Annotated in this window: 17 protein-coding genes; 10 read left to right on the plus strand and 7 right to left on the minus strand. The window is 28.9% G+C overall.

Annotation, left to right across the window (positions count from 1 at the left end; all coding sequences use genetic code 11):
* The first annotated feature begins 56 nt into the window (after positions 1-56).
* Together BX611_RS06790 and BX611_RS06795 are read left to right on the plus strand one after the other, a co-directional pair.
* Positions 57-1184, plus strand: a complete 1128-nt coding sequence (locus tag BX611_RS06790) for an ABC transporter substrate-binding protein (RefSeq protein ID WP_115879501.1) — start codon at positions 57-59, stop codon at positions 1182-1184.
* Positions 1185-1222: 38 nt separating this feature from the next.
* Positions 1223-1597 (plus strand): hypothetical protein, encoded by a 375-nt coding sequence (locus tag BX611_RS06795; protein ID WP_115879503.1) that lies wholly within the window; start codon positions 1223-1225, stop codon positions 1595-1597.
* Here the strand turns inward: BX611_RS06795 and BX611_RS06800 are convergent.
* The 5 genes from BX611_RS06800 to BX611_RS06820 form a co-directional block, all read right to left on the minus strand.
* The gene (locus tag BX611_RS06800; RefSeq protein WP_115879505.1) at positions 1589-4201 is read right to left on the minus strand and encodes a DNA gyrase/topoisomerase IV subunit A; all 2613 of its coding nucleotides are present in this window, start codon (positions 4199-4201) and stop codon (positions 1589-1591) included. The two genes, BX611_RS06795 and BX611_RS06800, sit on opposite strands and share 9 nt — an antisense overlap.
* 48 nt (positions 4202-4249) lie before the next feature.
* Positions 4250-6103: a DNA topoisomerase IV subunit B gene (locus BX611_RS06805; RefSeq protein WP_115879507.1), complete on the minus strand. Its 1854-nt coding sequence runs from the start codon at positions 6101-6103 to the stop codon at positions 4250-4252.
* Between the two features lie 105 nt (positions 6104-6208).
* A complete protein-coding gene (locus tag BX611_RS06810) occupies positions 6209-7117 on the minus strand; it encodes a DMT family transporter (RefSeq protein ID WP_115879509.1) in 909 nt (302 codons plus the stop codon).
* 71 nt (positions 7118-7188) lie between these two features.
* Positions 7189-8283: a redox-regulated ATPase YchF gene (gene ychF / locus BX611_RS06815; protein ID WP_115879511.1), complete on the minus strand. Its 1095-nt coding sequence runs from the start codon at positions 8281-8283 to the stop codon at positions 7189-7191.
* Between the two features lie 127 nt (positions 8284-8410).
* Entirely contained in the window at positions 8411-9109 is a 699-nt protein-coding gene (locus tag BX611_RS06820; RefSeq protein ID WP_115879513.1) for a copper homeostasis protein CutC, read from the minus strand.
* Positions 9110-9211: 102 nt separating this feature from the next.
* Between BX611_RS06820 and BX611_RS06825 the strand changes: the two genes are divergently transcribed.
* Positions 9212-9919 carry an SGNH/GDSL hydrolase family protein gene (locus BX611_RS06825; RefSeq protein WP_115879515.1) on the plus strand — a complete coding sequence of 236 codons (708 nt, stop codon included), beginning with the start codon at positions 9212-9214 and terminating at the stop codon, positions 9917-9919.
* Positions 9920-9921: 2 nt separating this feature from the next.
* Positions 9922-11196 carry a kynureninase gene (kynU, locus tag BX611_RS06830; RefSeq protein ID WP_115879517.1) on the plus strand — a complete coding sequence of 425 codons (1275 nt, stop codon included), beginning with the start codon at positions 9922-9924 and terminating at the stop codon, positions 11194-11196.
* A gap of 55 nt (positions 11197-11251) precedes the next feature.
* Here kynU and BX611_RS06835 read toward each other — a convergent pair whose 3' ends face one another.
* Together BX611_RS06835 and BX611_RS06840 are read right to left on the minus strand one after the other, a co-directional pair.
* Positions 11252-12556: a hypothetical protein gene (locus BX611_RS06835; RefSeq protein ID WP_115879519.1), complete on the minus strand. Its 1305-nt coding sequence runs from the start codon at positions 12554-12556 to the stop codon at positions 11252-11254.
* Positions 12557-12606: 50 nt separating this feature from the next.
* Positions 12607-12957, minus strand: coding sequence for a 4Fe-4S binding protein (locus tag BX611_RS06840; protein ID WP_115879521.1), 351 nt, complete (start codon positions 12955-12957; stop codon positions 12607-12609).
* Positions 12958-13002: 45 nt separating this feature from the next.
* On the opposite strand from BX611_RS06840, the gene BX611_RS06845 reads away from it, so the two are divergent.
* The 6 genes from BX611_RS06845 to BX611_RS06870 all read left to right on the plus strand — a co-directional run bounded on the left by BX611_RS06845 (position 13003) and on the right by BX611_RS06870 (position 19312).
* Positions 13003-14064, plus strand: a complete 1062-nt coding sequence (locus BX611_RS06845; RefSeq protein WP_115879523.1) for an acyl-CoA reductase — start codon at positions 13003-13005, stop codon at positions 14062-14064.
* Positions 14065-14146: 82 nt separating this feature from the next.
* A complete protein-coding gene (gene serC / locus BX611_RS06850; protein WP_115879525.1) occupies positions 14147-15214 on the plus strand; it encodes a 3-phosphoserine/phosphohydroxythreonine transaminase in 1068 nt (355 codons plus the stop codon).
* A gap of 22 nt (positions 15215-15236) precedes the next feature.
* Positions 15237-16187, plus strand: coding sequence for a D-2-hydroxyacid dehydrogenase (locus BX611_RS06855; RefSeq protein WP_115879527.1), 951 nt, complete (start codon positions 15237-15239; stop codon positions 16185-16187).
* A gap of 118 nt (positions 16188-16305) precedes the next feature.
* Positions 16306-17559, plus strand: a complete 1254-nt coding sequence (locus BX611_RS06860) for a DUF1015 domain-containing protein (RefSeq protein WP_115879529.1) — start codon at positions 16306-16308, stop codon at positions 17557-17559.
* 3 nt (positions 17560-17562) lie between these two features.
* Positions 17563-18231, plus strand: a complete 669-nt coding sequence (locus BX611_RS06865) for a YggS family pyridoxal phosphate-dependent enzyme (RefSeq protein WP_115879531.1) — start codon at positions 17563-17565, stop codon at positions 18229-18231.
* A 1-nt stretch (position 18232) separates the two neighbouring features.
* The gene (locus BX611_RS06870) at positions 18233-19312 is read left to right on the plus strand and encodes a 3'-5' exonuclease (RefSeq protein ID WP_115880463.1); all 1080 of its coding nucleotides are present in this window, start codon (positions 18233-18235) and stop codon (positions 19310-19312) included.
* Positions 19313-19316 lie beyond the last annotated feature (4 nt).

Here is a 19316-nt window from a genome sequence, read left to right on the forward strand (position 1 = left end):
GAGTAATTAGTACTATTAATTCTCTAAAATATTACATTTGCCAAAATATTTTTTCTATGAGGTTTATAACTTTCAGATTATTAATAACATTACTATTTTTTTCAATTTTGATTTCTTGTAAAAATGAAATAAAAAAGGGATTAACAAGCGAAAAAATCAATACTAAAAGCAGCATTAAATATGCAAGTGGTTTTAATATTGAATATTTTGAAACTTATAAAAAACTTATTGTTAACGCACCTTATCAAGATTCAAAAGAAACATTTGAATTTATTTTAACCGGTATAAACAGTGCTGAAAAAGGTATTAAAACTCCTGTAAATTCAATAGTAGTAACTAGCACAACACATATTCCAATGTTAGAATTATTAAATGTTGAAGATAAATTGATTGGGTACCCAAATACCGATTATATTTCTTCTAAAAAAACCAGAGATTTAATAAATAGTGGTGCTATAAAAGAGTTAGGTAATGAAGAAAGTATTAATACAGAATTACTTCTTGATTTAAATCCTGAGTTAGTTGTTGGTTTTTCTTTAAACAGCAACAATAAAATGTTTGTAACCATTGAAAAATTAGGTATTCCTGTTATTTTAAATGGTGACTGGCTTGAAGAAACACCGCTTGGGCGTGCTGAATGGATTAAATTTTTTGGTGTTTTATTTGATAAAGAAAAATTAGCTGATAGTATTTTTAATGAAATTGAAAAAAATTATTTAACCGCCAAAAATATTGCTTTAAAATCTAACATAAAACCAAGTATAATTTCTGGGGGCTTGTTTAAAGATATATGGAATTTACCTGCAGGAGAAAGTTTTGAAGCTGCTTTTTTAAATGATGCCAACACTGATTATTTATGGGTAAATTCTGCAGGAAAAGGGAGTCTTTCTTTAAATATTGAAAATGTATTTGAAAAAGGAAAAAATGCTGATATCTGGATTTCACCAAGTTTTTACAGTAATTTAACTGAAATTGAAAAAGCAAATGATCTATATTCAAAATTTAAAGCATTTACAAATAAAGAAGTCTTTTCTTTTGTAAATAAAAGAGGTGAAAAGGGAGGAATTATTTATTTTGAATTAGCTCCTGCCCGACCAGATTTAGTTTTAAAAGATTTAATTAAAATTGCACACCCTGAACTATTAAAAGATTATAAGTTTACTTTTTTTGAAAAACTTAAATAATATTTAGTTCTTTATTGTTTTTTATAATTTACCTCAAAATGAAAAATAAATTTAAATATCAATTTGATAACATTACTGGTATTTTTTATAAAACTTATATTGGTGAAATAACTATTGATGATATTAAGTCTTCATGGAAATATGCTTTTGAAAAAAAAATAATCCCTTCAGGAACAAAAGGATTTATAGTAAATTATAAAAAAGCTAAATTAAAAATGAATATAAATGAACATTTATTAATTGCAAATTTTTATAAGAATAACCTTGCTGTTTTTGGAGGTTCTAAAATTGCTGTTATTACAAAAAGACCAAAAGACATTGTAATACCTTTTTTGGTTGAAACAAAGGACGATGGTTACCATTCCAAACCTTTTAGTACAATCTCCTCTGCAATTGAATGGGTTTTAAAATAATGTAGTTTGCCCTTCATCATTTTTATTCAAATCATTTGATTTGTTCTTAGTTTCGCCATTTTCATTATCAATTACCTCTTCTTCATTTACTTCAACATCTTCTATAACAATTGCTTCATATGGCAAAGGAGCTAACATATTAATCGTTTTAATTTTATCGGTAGTTAATTGATTTCCTTGTGCCTTAATCCCTTTTACAGCAATAAACTCTTCTAAATTAACTTCCATATTTTCTAAGCTACGTTTAGAAAATACAATTTCAGCCATTGGCCTATAATCTGTTGAAACAATTTCTAATTGAGACTTTGGATGTTCAGAAATAATGGTTTCTTCCTTATTTGGATTATCAATCATAAAACGCTTAATATAATAACGTTCTTTTTCACCATCAAAATAAATGGCTGAAATTGGTTTTTCAGGAATCCATTTTTCAAGCACAATCATATCATTATCAAAATGTGTAGTTAGTTCTGGTTTCACAGTTTTTACTATGCCTTTTTGATTGATAATTAGTAATCTGTCTTCAGCTTTAAATTCGCCTAACAATTCTCCTCTATCATCAACATTTAGCCGTTGTACAGTTTCATCAAACCAAATTTTACGTGGTTTTAATGTAGAAACTCCTTCAGATTTTAATTCAATTTTTTTGATTGCATATTTTGTTACTATATTTCCTTTTGAACTTCTCCCTTTAATTGCCAAATCTGAAAAATCAATATCCCATTTCAGTTTTTTTACACTGCCAACAGCTCTTAAATTTATAGTAACTGTTTCTGCCTCTCCATTTGGGTTTGCCGTAAAATATAACACCACTGAAGCTTTACTTCCCGAAGTTAAATCATATTCTTTATCACGAGTTACACCTGTAACATTAAAACGTTTCATATAACTTGGGCCGCTTCTACCATCACGATAAATCATATTATAAACAGTTCTCTTGTCGTTCTTTTTAAATACAGCAATATGTATTATATCTTTTCCAACAAAAGTTTTAGCATCCACCTTTGTAACCATCATTACTCCATCTTTTCTAAAAATAATTACATCATCAATATCTGCACAGTCATCTACGTATTCGTCGCGTTTTAAGGAAGTTCCAACAAAACCTTCTTCTCTGTTTACATACAATTTTGTATTTCGCATTACAACTTTTGTAGCAACAATATCATCAAATAAACGAATTTCAGTTAAACGTTCTTTTCCTTTTCCATATTTTGTTTTTAGGTTTTTAAAATAATCTATAGCAAAATCTATTAAGTTAGCCAAGTGATGTTTTACTTCTGCTATTTTTTCTTCAAGACTTTCAATAAATTGTTTTGCTTTATCTATATCAAATTTCGATATTTTTTTGATTCTAATTTCTGTTAATCTAACAATATCTTCTTCAGTAATAGCACGTTTTAAATGCTTTATATGTGGTTGCAAACCTTTATCAATAGCTTTTATAACACCGTTCCAGGTTTCTTCTTCTTCAATATCCCGGTAAATTCTATTTTCAATAAATATTCGTTCTAATGAAGCAAAATGCCATTGTTCTTCTAATTCATTCAATTGAATTTCAAGTTCCTGTTTTAATAAACTTACGGTATGATCTGTTGATAACCTAAGTATTTCAGAAACACCAATAAAAACTGGTTTATTATCATCAATTACACAGCATAATGGTGAAATTGAGTTTTCGCAATTGGTAAATGCGTATAAGGCATCTATAGTTTTATCTGGTGAAATTCCATTTGGTAAATGCACCAAAATTTCAACATTTGCAGCGGTATTATCTTCAATTTGTTTTATTTTAATTGTGCCTTTATCGTTTGCTTTTAAAATAGAATCTATTAAACTTGAAGTTGTGGTTCCAAAAGGAATTTCGTTAATAACCAATGTTTTTTTATCTAATTGAGATATTTTGGCTCTAACTCTTATTTTACCACCTCGTTTGCCATCATTATAATTTGAAACATCTGCAATTCCACCAGTTAAAAAATCTGGAATTAAGGTAAAACTTCTTCCTTTTAAATGTTTTATTGAAGCATCAATAAGTTCATTAAAATTATGAGGTAAAATTTTTGTTGATAATCCAACTGCAATACCTTCAGCACCTTGAGCCAATAACATTGGAAATTTTACAGGTAAATCTATTGGTTCTTTTCTTCTTCCATCGTAAGATGCTTGCCATTCGGTAGTTTTAGCATTAAAAACTACATCTAATGCAAATTTAGACAAACGCGCTTCAATATAACGAGAAGCAGCAGCACGGTCACCGGTTAAAATATTACCCCAGTTTCCTTGCATATCAATCAACAAGTCTTTTTGACCAATTTGCACCATTGCATCAGCAATAGAGGCATCTCCGTGAGGATGATATTGCATTGTATGACCGACAATATTTGCTACTTTATTGTAACGCCCATCGTCTAAATCTTTCATAGAATGCATAATTCTGCGCTGTACTGGCTTAAAACCATCTTTAATTCCAGGAACTGCCCGTTCTAAAATTACATATGAGGCATAATCTAAAAACCAATCTTTGTACATCCCAGTTACCTTTGTAATGGTATCCTGAGTTCCAAATTCTTCGTTGATTTCTTCGTGGTTTTCTTCTTGCATTATTATTGGTTATTTGTTGAAGTTTTTAAATAATTTATAATTAATACCTTACTCTTCAACTATATCTAATTCAACTTTTAAATTTTTAATAATAAATTTCTGACGGTCAGGGGTGTTTTTTCCCATATAAAACTCTAACATTTTGTCTATTGGCATTTCTTTATCAAGCATTACCGGATCCAAACGAATATCATCACCTATAAAATGAACAAATTCATCGGGTGAAATTTCTCCTAACCCTTTAAAACGTGTCATTTCAGGTTTACCTTTTAAGGAATTTATAGCATTTTCTTTTTCTTCTGGTGAATAACAATAAAAGGTTTGCTTTTTATCACGAACTCTAAACAAAGGAGTATCTAAAATATACAAATGACCTTCTTTAATTAATTCTGGGAAAAACTGTAAAAAGAAAGTAATTAACAACAAACGAATATGCATACCATCAACATCGGCATCTGTAGCAATTACTATGTTATTATATCGCAAATTTTCTAAACCATCTTCAATATCTAAAGCTGCCTGTAATAAATTAAATTCTTCATTTTCATACACAATTTTTTTACTCATATTGTATGAATTTAAAGGTTTACCTCGCAAACTAAAAACAGCTTGTGTATTTACATCTCTAGATTTTGTAATAGAACCACTTGCAGAATCACCCTCTGTAATAAACAACGTACTTTCTAACCGGTTGTCTTTTTTTAAATCGTTCAAATGCACTCTACAATCACGTAATTTTTTATTATGCAAACTAGCTTTTTTTGCACGTTCTCGCGCTAACTTTCTAATTCCAGATAAATCTCTACGTTCTTTTTCAGCTTGTAAAATTTTCTTTTGAATTTTTTCAGCAGTATCCGGATTTTTATGCAAATAATTATCCAAATTTGTTTTAACAAAATCCGTTATAAAAGTTCTTACAGTTGGTAAATCTCCACCCATTTCTGTAGAGCCTAGTTTTGTTTTAGTTTGACTTTCAAAAACAGGTTCCATTACTTTTACACTAATTGCAGAAACAATAGATTTTCTAATATCTGAAGCTTCATAATTTTTTCCAAAATACTCACGTACAGTTTTTACTATGGCTTCTCTAAATGCATTTTGGTGTGTTCCTCCTTGTGTAGTATGCTGTCCGTTAACAAACGAGTGATATTCCTCACTATATTGGGCTTTACTATACGTTAATGCTACTTCAATATCTTCACCTTTTAAATGAATTATAGGAAATAACATAAACTCATCAGCAATATTTTCTTCTAATAAATCTTTTAAACCATTTTCAGAAAAGTACTTTTCTCCATTAAAAATAATAGTTAAACCTGTGTTTAAATACACATAATTTTTAATCATTTTTACAATGTACTCACTGCGGTATTTAAACTTTGGAAAAATACTTCTATCCGGCACAAAGGTTACTTTTGTTCCTTTTCTTAAAGAAGAATCATGTGGTTTTTCATTTAAAGTAATATTTCCAGCTGAAAATTCTGCAAAAGCAGTTTGTCCATCTCTAATAGATTGTACTTTAAAATAGGAAGATAATGCATTTACAGCTTTTGTACCTACTCCATTTAATCCAACAGATTTTTTAAAAGCACGAGAATCATACTTCCCTCCAGTATTCATTTTAGAAACTACGTCAACAACTTTTCCCAGTGGAATTCCACGCCCATAATCACGCACAGTAACTGTTTCATCTTTTACAGAAACTTCAATAGTTTTACCTGCACCCATTACATACTCATCAATTGAGTTATCTAAAACTTCTTTTATTAAAATGTAAATACCATCATCAGGTGATGAACCATCTCCTAATTTACCAATATACATTCCAGGACGCATTCTAATATGCTCTTTCCAATCAAGTGAACGGATATTATCCTCTGTATAATTTGTTTGTTCTGCCATTAAATATTGTAAAATTCTTGAAGAAGTGCTAATGTACTATTTTGACTTAAAAAAGGCAAAAAAGTCTGATAAAATAGTTATTAACAGCTATTAAACAATTAATACTTAAACTTTAGCAGTATTTTTCTTTTTTGAAGAAATAACAGCTATTCCAATAATAACAATAAATGCTCCCATTAGCTGTAATAAAGAAAGTGTTTCGTTTAAAAAAATATAAGCCAAAATTATGGTTGAAATTGGGCCAATACTTCCAATTATTGAAAAATTTGAAGCGCCTAATTTCTTTATTGCCAATGAAACTAAAAAAGATGGAATAATTGTTGAAACTACTGCCATTAAAAAACCTAAAAAATAAACTTCAAAAGAATAAACAAAAATAGTTGTTCTGTCTCCAATTAAATAATGAGCTATAACGCACACTGTTGAAACAATCATAGCATAAGCTGTAAATGGAACTACACCAAATTTTGGAATTAACCAACCGCTTCCAACCAAGTATGATGCATACGTTAACGCACTTAAAAATATTAAAAATCCACCTAAAATTGTATGCTCACTTTCAAATTGAATTTCTCCCCAAAAAGTAATAATAACACCAAAATAAGTAATTAAAATAGCAATTATTTGCTTTGTTGAAATAGTAGTTTTTAAAAATATTTTTGAAATTATAATAACCAAAGTTGGATATATAAAAAGTATAATCCGTTCTAATCCGGCTTTAATATATTTTAATCCTAAAAAATCGAAGTAACTAGCTAAATAATAACCTATAAAACCAAAAAAAACAATCCATAAATAATCATTCCTTTTAATTTTTTCTGGATTTTGAGGTTTTACGTAAAAAGCTATTAATACATAAAACGGAAGTGAAAACAACATTCTAAACAATAATAAATGAACTGCGCTTACCTGATATTGATATGCTAATTTTACCATAATTGCTTTGGCTGAAAACAGCACAATACCAATAATGGCAATTAAAACTCCGGAATTAATTGTTTTTGAAATATTCATCTGACAAACATAATCAGATGTATTATTTTAAAAATTTAAGAAATTTCTCTTTTACGATGTTCACTTAAAAATTATACATTAAAACGGAAATGCATTACATCTCCATCTTTTACAATATATTCTTTACCTTCAACACGCATTTTACCAGCTTCTTTTACTTTAGCTTCGCTTCCATAACTAACAAAATCCTCATATGCAATAACTTCAGCCCTAATAAATCCCTTTTCAAAATCGGTGTGAATTACTCCCGCAGCTTGAGGTGCTGTATCTCCAATATGAATAGTCCAGGCACGTACTTCTTTAACTCCTGCTGTAAAATAAGTTTGTAAGTTTAATAATTTGTATGCTGCTCTAATTAACACAGAAGAACCTGGCTCTTCTAATCCTAAATCTTCTAAAAAAAGTTGACGTTCTTCAAATGAATCTAATTCTGTAATATCCGCCTCTGTTCCAACTGCCAAAATTATAATTTCAGCATTTTCGCCTTTTACAGCTTCTTGTACCGCATCAACATAACTATTACCATCAACTGCTGAATTTTCGTCAACATTACATACATATAATACAGGTTTATCAGTAATAAACTGTAGTGGTTTTATATACTCTTCTCTTTCTTTTTCAGTTAAATCTATAGCTCTAACAGAAACAGCAGCTTCTAAGCCTGATTTAACTTTTTCTAAAACATCTAATTCTTTTTGAGCATCTTTATTTCCAGTACGAGCTGTTTTTTTAACGCGTTCTAATCTCTTTTCTAAAGTTTCAAAATCTTTTAATTGAAGCTCAATATCAATAGTTTCTTTATCTCTAACTGGATCAACCGTTGTATCAACGTGAACAATATTATCGTTATCAAAACAACGCAAAACGTGAATAATTGCATCCGTTTCTCTAATATTTGCTAAAAATTGATTTCCCAAACCTTCACCTTTACTTGCTCCTCTTACCAACCCAGCAATATCAACAATATCAACTGTTGCAGGCATAACACGCTCTGGATTAACCAATTCTTCCAATTTTGTTAACCTATTATCTGGAACATTTACTACTCCAATATTTGGTTCAATTGTACAAAATGGAAAGTTAGCACTTTGCGCTTTTGCATTTGATAAACAATTAAATAAGGTTGATTTTCCAACATTTGGTAATCCTACAATTCCTGCCTTCATAATTTAAATTTTTAGCGGTGCAAATATACTATTAAGATTTAAGTTTTAAAGTTTTTATTTATTTAATACGTTTCAGCAACTATTTCTATGAATAAATTACAATTAAACAATGTGTTTAATTTAAAAATCACGCACTAAAAATATTGGAAATACCTTTTATTTTTTCTTCATCAATTTCAATATTTTCTCCCATTGAAAATTCTGAAACGGACTTTACTAATTTACGAGCAGTAAAATGAATATTATTAATTCCTGATAAGGAAATTTTTAATGCATTTGATTGGTTAATTCCACTACCAGCCATAATTTGTATTTTATCACCATAATTATCTTGTAAATAAGAAATTACATCCAATCCCTCTAATGCAGTTAACTGTAAACCAGAAGTTAATAACCTATCAAACTTCATTTCAATTAATTTTTCAACTGCTTTTTTATAATCTTTTACAAAATCGAAAGCTCTATGAAATGTAACTTCTAAACCTAAATTTTTAGCTATTTTTAACAACTCTAAATTTAGCTCTGAAACTTCATTTGATTTATTTAAAATTCCAAAAACAACCCCACTTGCACCAGCTTCTTTAGCCATTTTTAAATCTGTTTTCATCACTTCAATATCAATTGTTGAATAATTAAAATCTCCTTCTTTGGGTCTTATAATTACATGAACTTCAACTAAAGAATTTTTAACACATTGCTTAATTAAACCAAAACTAGGAGTTAAACCACCAACGGATAAAGCAGAGCATAACTCTATTCTTTTAGCATTGTATTTTTCAGCAATTACAGCTCCTTCAACACAATCTGTACAAATTTCTATATTCATAGTTATATTATTATAAATAGGATACCACAAGGTAAAATTAAATTATTGTAATTAATTTAATTTATATTTATCAAAATATTTAAACTTTCAGATTATTTAAAAATGAATGAATTTAAAATCTTATTACTTATTTTTTTATCAATAATTTCCTGCAATGAAAAAAGTAATAAACCTGATACAATCGAAATTGAAATGGAAACAGAATTTAATGCAAGTAAAAACTATTTAGCACTTGGAGATAGCTATACAATTGGTGAAAGCGTTTCTGAAAAAGATCGTTTTCCTATGCTGCTTGTAAATGAATTAAATACTAACAATTATCTTTTTAATTCTCCCAAAATAATTGCAAAAACAGGCTGGACTACTGGCGAATTAAAAGATGCTATTTTAAAAGAAAATATTGTTAAACAATATAATTTGGTAACCTTATTAATTGGTGTTAACAATCAATACCGAGGAAATTCTATTGATGAATTTAGAGTTGAATTTGCTGAATTATTAAATATGGCAATCTCTTTTGCTGGAAATAATATTGAAAATGTTATTGTAGTTTCAATACCTGACTGGGCAGTAAGTCCGTTTGCTGAAAATAGAGATCGCGCTAAAATTAGTGAACAAATCGATATTTTTAATGCCGTTAAAAAAGAAGAAACACTTAAAAGAAATATTAAGTTTGTTGATATTACAGCTATTTCCAGACAAGCACTTGGTAAATCTGAATATTTTGCAAATGATGGATTGCATTTTTCAGGTCTTATGCATCAACTTTGGGTTGATGAAATTATGAATGCATTTTTAAACAAAAACTAGTTATGAATAGTTTTTTAGAAAAAGCAAAAGCCTTAGATAAAATTGATCCTTTAATAGGATTCAAAGAAAAATTTGTGAATAACCCATCATTGATTTATTTAGATGGTAATTCTTTAGGAAAGTTACCATTAAAAACCATTGAAACAACTTCCAATATTGTAAAAAATCAATGGGGAAATAGATTAATTAGAAGTTGGAACGAACATTGGATAGATCTTTCAAATGAAATTGCAAAAAAAATCGCTTTAATTGTTGGAGCGCAACCAGATGAAATTTTTGTAGGAGATACTACTTCATTAAACCTATACAAACTTTTATTTGCTGCTTTAACCTTACAAAAAGATAAAACTGAAATTATTACAGACGATTTAAATTTCCCAACAGATTTATATATTATTCAAGGACTTATAAAACAACAATTTAAAAACCATTCATTAAAAGTTTTAAAAAGCAATAATGAGGTTTTTATAGACTCTGCAACTATTAGTGAAGCAATTAAAAAAAACACTTCTTTAATCACCTTAAGTTTAGTTAGTTATAAAAGTTCCTTTTTATACAATATGAAAACTATTAATAATTTGGCTCATAAAAATGATAGTTTAGTAGTTTGGGATTTGTCTCATGCTGCTGGTGCCACAACTATAAAACTAAATGAAACAAATGCAGATATGGCAGTGGGTTGTACGTATAAATATTTAAATGGCGGACCAGGTTCACCAGCATTTTTATATGTTAGAAAAGATTTACAAAATAAACTTACCAACCCAATATGGTCTTGGTTTGCACATCAAAAACCTTTTGATTTTGATCCAAATTTTATAGAAAGTTCAGGTATACAAAAATTTGCAATTAGTACCCCTTCCATTCTTTCTTTAGGTGCAATTTCACCCGGATTGGATATTATTTTAGAAGCTGGTATTGAAAATATTCAAGCTAAAAGCAGCAAGCAAAGTGTTTTTTTAATGGATTTAATTCAGAAATATCTAATTCCTTTAAATTTTAAAGTTGCATCACCGCTTGACCAAACTAAAAGAGGTTCTCATATTTCAATAACACATGAAGAAAGTTATAGAATAAACAGGGCTATGATAACTCCAAAAAATATAAATGAAAAAATTATAATTCCTGATTTCAGACCGCCAAATTTAATTAGAATTGGAATTACTCCGCTTTATACTTCGTATCAAGATTTATATGAAGCTATTATTAGAATCTCAGAAATTGTAACTTCTAAAGAATATGAAAATTTTTCTACAGAAAAATTAACTGTTACCTAAATCGTATTCAAAAAAAAATCCCAAACACAATTTGGGATTTTTTTAATTGATTAGCTTATAATCTGGATTGTGCTTCTTCAATTATGTTTTTATATTTTTTCAAAATTCTACTCCACTCTTCAAATTCTTGATCTTCTTTTACGCTTACTGCTCCATCAGCTCTTTCACTACTTATTTTCATTACATATTTTAAAGGGTTAGAATCACCTAATTTAACAATAATTCTTGTTCTTACAGTACTACCATTAAAACCTTCTACCTGCCATGCTGTTCTCATATATCCAGTTTCCTTATCAATTACTTCAAGCACATCAAATTCTGTAGTTACAATAGAACTTAACAATTTCCAGGCATCATCTTCAATAATATCAGGTTTTACCACAATTGTAAAATTCACATTTGCCAAATCAGTTGAAATAGATTGCCTATGTGCCTCATCCTCAATCAATTCTAAATGATCTCTTAATGGAGGCTCTTGATAATCATTAGAATTACAATAATTTTTTTTAATATTTAAAAAACTTTCCTTTTTAACAATAACTTCAACGCAATTATTAAAAGGTACTTTTAAATCGTAAGTACCTACTCCTACAACTTTTCCATCAACATAAATTTCAGCATCATTTGGTGTAGCTTCAATTTTAACCAATCTGTCTGTTAAATTAAATTGATGACTTATTGGAGGGTTAACATCATTGTCCTTATTACAAAACACCTTTTCTTCTTCAATAAATCCATCCTTTTTTACTTGAACTAAAACACATTCCCCTTTTGGTATAATAACATCTGAAGATCCAATTCCGTGAGAATTTTGATTAACAAATATTTCAGCGTCTGCTGGAGAAACTTTTACTTGCACTAACCTATCAACCAAAGTTAAATTCACTTTAGTAGGAGGAATTTCTTTACCTTCTTTATTATAAAAAATTTTTGAAACTGTTTTAAAGCCTTTCTTTTTTATTTCCACTGTAGAATTTGCATCTTTTTTTAAAATCAGCCTATGGTTTTTATTTCCAACAAATATTCCATCAACATAAACACCTGCATCATAAGGTTCTACATTTAATTCAACCAATCTATTTTCAAGACTTACCTGTACATTTTTTGGCCATTTTCTAGTTCTGGGAAATTGTTTTATAACATTTTGAAATCCTTCTTTAACAATTACAATTTTATTTAAAGCTTTTTTATCTAATTTTAAAACAATGGAGCCAACACCGAGTGCGGGTTTAATAATTTCTTCTCCAATAACTTTATAAAAAGTTGCATCAGGATAATTTGCTGTTACAGTAATTTTGCTTTGAGAATAAATAAAAGAAATTGATAAAAAGGCAATTAGAACTGCTAAATTCTTTTTCATGATTTATTGATTAAAGTTAGTTGATTAGCGAATATATAAAAAATATTATTTTACTCCTTATGTAAAAATTGTTTTTTTGCTAATAACTCAACTTCTGACTCCTCATTTTCCTCATCAGGCACACAGCAATCTACAGGGCAAACAGCAGCACATTGTGGCTCTTCATGAAATCCTTTACACTCTGTACATTTATCCGTTACAATAAAATAAATTTCATCATTAACGGGTTCTTGTGAAGCATCTGCATCAAACTTTTTTCCATTTGGCAGTACTATTTTACCTCTTAGTTCGGTTCCATCAGCAAAACGCCATTCTTCTGAAGCTTCATAAATTGCATTATTTGGACATTCAGGTTCACAAGCTCCACAATTTATACATTCGTCTGTTATTTTTATTGCCATACTATTATTTAGATTATTTTTGCAAATATAAAATTTAATTTAAAAATGAATTTAAACCAGCGCATTGAAGCATTTGCAAAACTTGGAGATTTTTTCGGTCAGTTCACTACAAAAGGAATCGTAAAAAAAGAAGATTCAGAATTTAATTCCTTGTTTTTTGATGCTTTTAAGATGCAAATAGAAAGAGCTCAGGAATTTAATGGTTGGTTTACAAAAGATAATGTTTTATATGCTTTTGAAAGTTGGAATGAAGCACTAACGCATGAAAATTTAAAGAACTGGACTTCAAAATATAAATTTGAAGAAAATAAAACCCCAAAAAACATCGCCATAATTATGGCTGGAAATATTCCATTAGTAGGTTTTCACGATTTTTTATCTGTGCTAATAACAGGTAATAATACCCTTGTAAAACAATCTTCTAACGACAAACATTTTTTACCTTTAATTGCAAAATACTTAGAACATTACAATATATATTTCAAAAATAAAATAATTTTTACTGAAGATAAATTGACCAATTTTTATGCTGTTATTGCTACTGGAAGCAATAATACTGCTCGCTATTTTGATCATTATTTTGGAAAATATCCCAATATTATTCGCCAAAACAGAAATTCTGTTGCAATTATAACCGGAAAAGAAACAAAAGAAGAATTAGAAGCTTTAGGAGAAGATATATTTCAGTATTTTGGGTTGGGTTGCAGAAGTGTTTCAAAGTTATTTATACCTAAAGATTACAATTTCGATTTACTTTTTAATGCCTTATTTAAATTTAATAATATTATTAATTATAAAAAGTACGAAAACAATTACGACTATAATAAGGCTGTTTATATTATGAGTTTATTTAACGTTTTAGAAAACGGTTTTGTAATGTTGAAACAGGATGAAAATTATGCTTCCCCTATTGCAACAGTTTTTTACGAATATTATAACTCTTTTGATAGTTTACTGAAAAAGTTAAAAACAGAAAGTGAGCAAATACAGTGTATAGCGTGTAACGAAAACGTTGTAGATTTCGTAAAATTGGGCGAAACTCAACATCCAAAATTATGGGATTACGCAGATAACGTTGATACCATTGAATTTTTATTAAAATTATAATCTTTTTTTTATAAAATTTATTGCATCGGTTTATCTTTTTTTACCGAAATTTGTGTTTACTAAACTCATATTATTATATAAAATGAAAAAACATAATTTTAGTGCAGGTCCGTGTATTTTACCGCAAGAAGTTTTAAAAAAAGCTGCTGAAGCAGTAGTAAATTTTAATGGTATTGATTTATCATTAATTGAAATTTCTCACAGAAGCAAAGAATTTGTAGATGTTATGGAAAATGCACGCAGTTTGGTAAAAGAATTATTGAACTTACCTGAAGGTTATTCGGTACTTTTTTTACAAGGTGGTGCCAGCTTGGAATTTCTAATGGCAGCATACAATTTAATGAAAATTAATGGAAAAGCTGGTTATATGGATACTGGAGCATGGAGTTCCAAAGCTATTAAAGAAGCTAAACAATTTGGTGAAGTTGAAGTTTTTGCTTCATCAAAAGACAAAACATTTAATTATATTCCTAAAAACTATACTGTACCAACAGATGTTGATTATGTGCATATAACTTCAAATAACACTATTTACGGAACTCAATTTAAAGAATTTCCAAAAACGGATAGTTTATTGGTATGTGATATGAGTTCTGATATTTTCTCACGTCAGTTAGATTTTTCAAAATTCGATTTAATATATGCTGGTGCTCAAAAAAATATGGGTCCTGCAGGTACTACCCTAGTTGTTGTAAAAGATGAAATTCTTGGTAAAACAGGTAGAACAATTCCTGCAATGCTCGATTATCAGGTGCATATTAGCAAGGACAGTATGTTTAACACACCTCCTGTTTTTCCAGTATATGTTTCTATGTTAACTTTACAATGGTTAAAAGATTTAGGTGGAATACCTGCCATTGAAAAAATAAATGAAGAAAAAGCAGCATTATTATACGCTGAAATTGATAGAAATCCTCTTTTTAATGGTTTTGCTGCAAAAGAAGATCGATCTTTAATGAATGTAACTTTTACATTGGCTAATGATGATCACAAAGAAATATTTGACAAACTTTGGAACGCAGCTGGTGTTAGTGGAATCAAAGGCCATAGATCCGTTGGTGGATATAGAGCAAGTATTTATAATGCAATGCCAAAAGAAAGTATTCAAGTATTAGTTGATGTAATGCAACAACTTGAAAAAGAAATTTAAACTAAAAAAATAATAAAATAAAATGAAAGTATTAGCTAATGATGGAATAGCTGCAAGTGGTGTAAAAGCACTAGAAGAAGCTGGTTTTGAAGTAGATTTATCAACTGTAGCCCAAGAGCAACTAGTTGATTATATAAATACAAATGAAATATCTGTGCTTCTTGTAAGAAGCGCTACAAAAGTAAGAACTGATATTATAGATAATTGTCCTTCTCTAAAAATTATTGGACGTGGCGGTGTTGGAATGGATAATATTGATGTAGAATATGCAAGAGAAAAAGGACTTAAAGTAATAAACACTCCTGCAGCCTCTTCACATTCTGTAGCTGAATTAGTTTTTGCACATTTATTTAGTATGGTGCGCTTTTTACACGATTCTAACAGAAATATGCCTTTAGAAGGAGATTCAAAATTTAAAGCACTAAAAAAAGCATATGCAAAAGGTGTTGAATTAAGAGGTAAAACTCTTGGTGTTATTGGTTTTGGTAGAATTGGACAGGCAACTGCAAAAGTAGGTTTAGGACTTGGAATGAATGTTATTGCTTTTGACCCATTTATTGATAATGTTAATCTAGAGTTAGAATTTTTTGATGGACAATCTTTATTCTTCAACATTAATACAATAACTAAAGAAGAGGTTTTAAAACAAGCCGATTTTATAACATTACACGTTCCAGCTCAAAAAGAATACGTTATTTCTACAAAAGAGTTTGAAATGATGAAAAACTCAGCCTGCATAGTAAATGCTGCTCGTGGTGGTGTTATTGATGAAGTTGCTTTAGTAAAAGCATTGGAAGAAGGACAAATTTCTAAAGCTGCTTTAGATGTTTTTGAAAACGAACCAACTCCTGAAATTCAGTTATTAATGAATCCTAACCTATCACTTACACCTCATATTGGTGCTGCAACTGGTGAAGCGCAAGACAGGATTGGATCTGAATTGGCAACACAAATTATTGAAATTTTGTTATAATTCTTATTCATAAAATAAATTTAAAAAAGACTGTTTATATAAACAGTCTTTTTTAGTTTAAAGAAGCTAAATATTGTACCTTTGAAGTTTGAAATTTATTTAAAAATTATATTAAATCATGGCAATAATTAAACCCTTTAAAGGATTAAGACCTCCTAAAGAAATTGTAGAAGAAGTTGCATGTTTACCTTATGATGTAATGAATTCTGAAGAAGCTGCTAACATGGCTATCGGAAAGGAAGCATCTTTATTACGTATTACACGAGCTGAAATCGAGTTTGAAAAAGGAACAGATTCACATGCAGAAAAAGTATACTTGCATGCAAAATCTAATTTTGAAGCTTTTCAGGATAAAAAATATTTAGTTCAGGATAGTGAGGATAAATATTATATTTATGCTCAAACAATGAACAATAAAACCCAATATGGTATTGTTGGAGCTGCTTCTTGTCAAGATTATATTGATGGAGTTATCAAAAAACATGAGCTAACCCGACCAGATAAGGAAGAAGATCGAAAAGTACTTTCAAGAATTTTGGAAGCAAATATTGAGCCGGTTTTTTTCACCTACAGAGCTGTTCCTGAAATTGATTCAATTGTTTCTAACATTGTAACTAATAATAAGGCTGAATACGATTTTACTGCAGAAGATGGTTTTGGCCATCATTTTTGGGTAATTAAAGATGCTGAAATAAATAAAAATTTAGAACAACTTTTTAAAGAAAAAGTACCGAATACGTATGTTGCAGATGGTCATCATAGAACAGCTGCTGCTGCAGGTATGAGTGAGGAATTTCGTAAAAAAAATCCAAACCATACTGGAAATGAAGCCTATAATTATTTTATGGCAGTACATTTTCCAGATACTCAACTACAAATAATAGATTACAACCGTGTTGTAAAAGATTTAAATGGATTAAGTACAGATGAGTTTTTATCAAAAATTGATGAGAATTTTATCATAAAACAAATTAGTGATACTATTCTAAAACCAGAAAAACTACATGATTTTTCTATGTATTTAGATAGTAAATGGTATGGCTTAACTGCTAAAAGCAGCACTTTTAATGATGATAATCCAATTGATAGCTTAGATGTAAGTGTTTTATCAAAATATGTTTTAGATCCTGTGTTAAACATTAAAGACTTAAGAACAGATACTCGAATTGATTTTGTTGGTGGTATTAGAGGATTGTCTGAATTAAGCAAACGTGTTGATAGCGGTGAAATGGCAGTTGCATTTGCGTTATTTCCAGTAAGTATGAATCAACTAATGAATATCGCTGACACTAACAATATTATGCCTCCAAAAGTAACCTGGTTTGAGCCAAAATTAAGATCAGGATTAGTTATAAATAAAATTGACGAATAATTTGTGAGTATAACCAATAACATAAATACCTTAATTAAATCACTTCCAAAAAATGTAAAATTGGTAGCTGTTTCAAAAACTAAACCCGTTTCAGATATTTTAGAAGCATACAATGCTGGTCAAAGAGCATTTGGTGAAAACAAAATTCAGGAAATGGTTCAAAAATTTGAAGTACTTCCAAAAGATATTGAATGGCACATGATTGGGCATTTACAAAGTAACAAAGTAAAATATATAGCAAGCTTTGTACATTTAATTCATGGTGTAGATAGCCTTAAAACATTGAAAGAAATAAATAAACAAGCACTTAAAAATAATAGAATTATAAATTGTTTATTACAAGTAAAAATTGCCAAAGAAGACACCAAATTTGGCTTTTCATTTGATACTATTGAAAATTTGTTATCTTCCGAAGAATTTAAATATCTTTCTAACATTAAAATTAAAGGTTTAATGGGAATGGCTAGTTTTGTAGACAACGAAACCATTATTAGGGAAGAATTTAAAACATTAAAAAATTATTTTAACATCTTAAAAAAACACGATTCAGCAAATTTTAACCCAACTATTATTTCAATGGGGATGAGTGGCGATTATAAAATTGCCATTGAAGAAGGCAGTACTATGGTTAGAGTTGGAAGTGCTATTTTTGGAACAAGAAATTACAATTAATTTGTATGCAATTTTAGACATAGAAACCACAGGAGGTAAATTTGATGAAGAAGGAATTACCGAAATTGCCATTTACAAATTTGATGGCAACCAAATTGTAGATCAATTTATTAGTTTGGTAAATCCTGAAAAAGACATTCAACCATTTGTTGTTAATTTAACTGGAATTAACAATGGAATGCTTAAAAATGCACCAAAATTTTATGAAGTTGCCAAACGCATCATTGAAATAACTACAGATTGCGTTTTGGTTGCACATAATGCCAACTTTGATAATAGAATTTTAACTACCGAGTTCAGAAGATTAGGCTATGATTTTGAACGCAAAACATTATGTACCGTTGAATTAAGTCAGAAATTAATACCTGAAGAAAATTCTTACAAACTTGGAAAATTATGTAGATCTTTAGGAATACCAGTATCAAGTAGGCATAGGGCCGATGGCGATGCAATTGCAACAACACAATTATTTAAATTACTTTTAAATAAAGATGTAGATAAGGAAATTGTAAAACAGGCAATAAAAACTGATAACGGTCGTAAACTTGCTCCAAAATTACTTACTATTTTAGATGAACTTCCTACATCAACAGGATTGTTTTATGTATACAATACAGAAAAAACAATTATGTATATTGGAAAAGGAAGAAATATTAAAAAAACAGTTAATCAATTATTTTTAAGAACTTCTAAAAAAGCAAAAACAATTCAAAACAGTGTAGTTTCAGTTTCTTATGAAATAACAGGAAATGAATTAATTGCTCAGTTAAAGTTTGTTCAGGAAGTAAATTCCATTAAACCTAAATTCAATTTTAAACAAAGACCAAATTTTGCAAAAATTGAATTCAGCAATCAAAACCTATTAATAATTGATAAAGGAAGAACTATTGGCGAAAAATCGGTTCTTTTAATTGAGAATACAGAATTTAAAGGGTTTTGTTATACCGAATTAAGCTACCAAATTAATAATATTGACGTGCTTAGAAAACTTATTTCACCTATGGAAAATTCAATTAATAACAGAAGTATCATAAAAAAATACCTACAAAAGAATAATGTTGAAAAACTAATCCGTTTTTGAAAAC

Origin of the sequence: Lutibacter oceani, from assembly GCF_003384935.1 — a bacterium.
Lineage (GTDB): Bacteria > Bacteroidota > Bacteroidia > Flavobacteriales > Flavobacteriaceae > Lutibacter > Lutibacter oceani.

Excerpts from the sequence above, each read along its gene's own strand:
- BX611_RS06800 (WP_115879505.1), bottom strand. The coding sequence starts at position 4,201 with ATGCAAGAAGAAAACCACGAAGAAATCAACGAAGAATTTGGAACTCAG.
- serC (WP_115879525.1), top strand. The coding sequence starts at position 14,147 with ATGAAAAAACATAATTTTAGTGCAGGTCCGTGTATTTTACCGCAAGAA.
- BX611_RS06790 (WP_115879501.1), top strand. The coding sequence starts at position 57 with ATGAGGTTTATAACTTTCAGATTATTAATAACATTACTATTTTTTTCA.
- BX611_RS06795 (WP_115879503.1), top strand. The coding sequence starts at position 1,223 with ATGAAAAATAAATTTAAATATCAATTTGATAACATTACTGGTATTTTT.
- BX611_RS06840 (WP_115879521.1), bottom strand. The coding sequence starts at position 12,957 with ATGGCAATAAAAATAACAGACGAATGTATAAATTGTGGAGCTTGTGAA.
- BX611_RS06860 (WP_115879529.1), top strand. The coding sequence starts at position 16,306 with ATGGCAATAATTAAACCCTTTAAAGGATTAAGACCTCCTAAAGAAATT.
- BX611_RS06820 (WP_115879513.1), bottom strand. The coding sequence starts at position 9,109 with ATGAATATAGAAATTTGTACAGATTGTGTTGAAGGAGCTGTAATTGCT.
- ychF (WP_115879511.1), bottom strand. The coding sequence starts at position 8,283 with ATGAAGGCAGGAATTGTAGGATTACCAAATGTTGGAAAATCAACCTTA.
- BX611_RS06825 (WP_115879515.1), top strand. The coding sequence starts at position 9,212 with ATGAATGAATTTAAAATCTTATTACTTATTTTTTTATCAATAATTTCC.
- BX611_RS06855 (WP_115879527.1), top strand. The coding sequence starts at position 15,237 with ATGAAAGTATTAGCTAATGATGGAATAGCTGCAAGTGGTGTAAAAGCA.
- BX611_RS06805 (WP_115879507.1), bottom strand. The coding sequence starts at position 6,103 with ATGGCAGAACAAACAAATTATACAGAGGATAATATCCGTTCACTTGAT.
- BX611_RS06845 (WP_115879523.1), top strand. The coding sequence starts at position 13,003 with ATGAATTTAAACCAGCGCATTGAAGCATTTGCAAAACTTGGAGATTTT.
- kynU (WP_115879517.1), top strand. The coding sequence starts at position 9,922 with ATGAATAGTTTTTTAGAAAAAGCAAAAGCCTTAGATAAAATTGATCCT.
- BX611_RS06810 (WP_115879509.1), bottom strand. The coding sequence starts at position 7,117 with ATGAATATTTCAAAAACAATTAATTCCGGAGTTTTAATTGCCATTATT.
- BX611_RS06835 (WP_115879519.1), bottom strand. The coding sequence starts at position 12,556 with ATGAAAAAGAATTTAGCAGTTCTAATTGCCTTTTTATCAATTTCTTTT.